The organism is Trueperaceae bacterium (assembly GCA_031581195.1).
In the GTDB taxonomy this organism is placed as follows: Bacteria; Deinococcota; Deinococci; order Deinococcales; family Trueperaceae; genus SLSQ01.
On sequence record JAVLCF010000194.1, the window covers coordinates 1 to 2,260 of the forward strand.

Consider the following 2,260-nt stretch of genomic DNA (forward strand, 5'->3'; position numbering starts at 1 on the left):
CGAACGACCCGACCGGGCGCCCCCCCGAGCGCACCCGTACGGTGCCCCGCGACGGTGGGGGCGCGGCGGAGGTCCGGCTCGTGATGGGGGACCTGACCGAGGCGGCCGTGGACGCGATCGTGAACCCGACGAACCCGTCCCTGCACGGGACGGGGCGCAGCGTCGACGGGGCCGTCCACCGGCGCGGCGGTCGGGGCCTCACGCGCGCCTGTCGCGCCCTCGGGCGCCTCGACGTCGGTCGCGCCGCCGTCACGCGCGGCTACGACCTTCCCGCCCGCTACGTCCTCCACGTCGCGACCGCCCCCTTCGAGGGGCGCCGCAGCGACCTCGCGCGGCTCGAGGCGGGCTGGCGGGACGCGTTCGCCCTCGCCACCCAGATGCACCTCCGCCACCTCGCCGTGCCCGCCATGGGCCTCGGCTCGAACGCCTTTCCGCCGGACGCCGCCGCCCGCATCGCCCTGGCGGAGGTCGTCGCCGCCGCGTCGGCGTCGGACGGGCCCGACCGCGTCGACGTCGTCGCCTTCGACGTCGGTGCGCGCGACGCCCTGGCGGACGCCTTCGACGCCGACGTCGCCCCCGTCGCCTGACCGGCGGCGGGGGACGGGCGGCCCGCCCCGGCGCGCCCCGCCGGGAACGCCGTGCGCGTCGCCCCCGTCCTCCGGAGGTCGGCCCTGCGCACGCTGCACCGCCCATCGCGACCCCGGCGCCCCGACGGGGGACGTTCCGTTCCGACGTGGCGAACGTCGGGCCGCTCGACCGGCTATTCCGCCGCGACGGGTCCGTCGCCGCCCCCCCAACGACGCGCCCCCTCCGACCACCGGGGTCGGAGGGGGCGCGCCGGGCGTGGGGCTCACGCCGCCGGGGCCGGAGGGCCGTGTGGCGTCAGCCCAGGTTCCCGTGCCACCAGTGCGTCAGGCCGGGGGCGGTGTCGCCGTCGTCGTCGTCCCAGGGGTCGTCGGTCGTCGGTTCCGCGTCCAGCTCGTCGTCGTGCGCGTCGTCGTCGGTGAACGGGTCGGCGGGGTCGTCGGTCGCGTCCGCGTCGAGGAAGGGATCCTGGAAGGGGGTGCCGGCGGCGGGGTCGATGGGATCGATGGCGTCCGCGTCGAGGGCCGGGAGGCCTTCGTCGTGAAGGGGGAGCGTGCGGTCGAGCATCGGGTCTCCTTTCGCGTTCGAGGGAAGCGTCGCCCCCCCGTGCGACGGAGAGCGTCGCGCGGTGGGGGTGTCGGTCACCGGGGGTCCGGGGCTCGGGCGACCCACCGTTCGTCGAACGCCGTCCCCTCGCAGGCGGGACAGGCGTGGAACGCATCGAGGGCGGCGGTCCAGGCCTGGACGTCGGCGGGGGCGTCACGCCGCCCCACCGCGGCGCGCGCCGCGGCGTGCAGCGCTCCGGCGTCCCGCGGGTCGACGCGCCACACGTCCCCGCACGCGTCGCACGTCCGCTCCAACGTCACGCGCTTCGCGTGCCGGCGGGCCCGCCGGGTGTAGGCCGCGCGTTCCCGCGCGACCTCGCGCGTCAAGCGCGCCCGTTCGGCGGGGGCGAGGCCGCCCTCGTCCGCGAGGCGGGCGAGGCCCGCGCGGATCCGCTCCATGCGGCGGTTCAGGTCGCGCGCGACGTCGCGTGCGTCGGGTCCGAAGAGGGCGTCGAGCACGGGTGGGCCTCCGCGGCCTCAAACGAGGTCGCAGGCCTCCGCGGGCATCCAGTGCGCGGGCATGCCGGCCCACTTGACGTTGCAGCCGATGGGGTTCGTGAGGGGGGTGGCGACCTCGCGGCCGGCGAGGAGGTCGTCGAGGGCGGCCTCGAGGTCGCGGGACGTGACGTTCTCCAACGTCCGGGGGTCGTCGACGGCCCGGCCGCAGTAGCGGAGTTTCCGGTCGCGGTCGAAGACGAAGAAGTGCGGCGTGCGGAGCGCCCCGAAGGCGAGGGCGACGTCCTGGTCGGCGTCGTGCAGGTACGTCCAGGGGAAGGCGTGCTCGCGCATGCGGTCCACCATCGCGTCGAACGAATCCTCGGGTTTCGTGCTCTCCGCGTTGGCGTTGATGGCGACGAAGCGGACGCCCTTCGCTCGGTAGCGCTCCGCGATGGCGCGGGTGTCCTCGTCGCTGCCGACGACGTAGGGACAGTGGTTGCAGGTGAACGTGATCACCAGCACGTCGCTGCCGGCGAAGTCGGTGAGGGCGTACGTCCGCCCGTCGGTGGCGGGGAGCTCGAAGTCGGGCGCCGGCGCGCCGAGGGACAGGGTGAAGGGGGTGTCGGTCATGC

The 2,260-nt window shown here is 76.3% G+C and carries 4 protein-coding genes; 1 reads left to right on the forward strand and 3 read right to left on the reverse strand.

Annotation, left to right across the window (positions count from 1 at the left end; genetic code table 11):
- The coding region (locus RI554_11315; GenBank protein ID MDR9392603.1) for a macro domain-containing protein at nt 1-587 on the forward strand (587 nt) is incomplete at its 5' end.
- A gap of 295 nt (nt 588-882) precedes the next feature.
- Here RI554_11315 and RI554_11320 read toward each other — a convergent pair.
- The 3 genes from RI554_11320 to RI554_11330 form a co-directional block, all read right to left on the reverse strand.
- On the reverse strand, nt 883-1,152 hold the full coding sequence (locus RI554_11320) for a hypothetical protein (protein MDR9392604.1): 270 nt from the start codon (nt 1,150-1,152) through the stop codon (nt 883-885).
- Between the two features lie 74 nt (nt 1,153-1,226).
- The gene (locus RI554_11325) at nt 1,227-1,649 is read right to left on the reverse strand and encodes a hypothetical protein (GenBank protein ID MDR9392605.1); all 423 of its coding nucleotides are present in this window, start codon (nt 1,647-1,649) and stop codon (nt 1,227-1,229) included.
- Between the two features lie 18 nt (nt 1,650-1,667).
- Nucleotides 1,668-2,260, reverse strand: a 593-nt coding sequence (locus tag RI554_11330) for a thioredoxin family protein (protein ID MDR9392606.1), incomplete at its 5' end; no start/stop codon positions are given.

Coding starts and splice junctions, on each gene's coding strand:
- RI554_11320 (MDR9392604.1), bottom strand. CDS start 1,152: ATGCTCGACCGCACGCTCCCCCTTCACGACGAAGGCCTCCCGGCCCTC.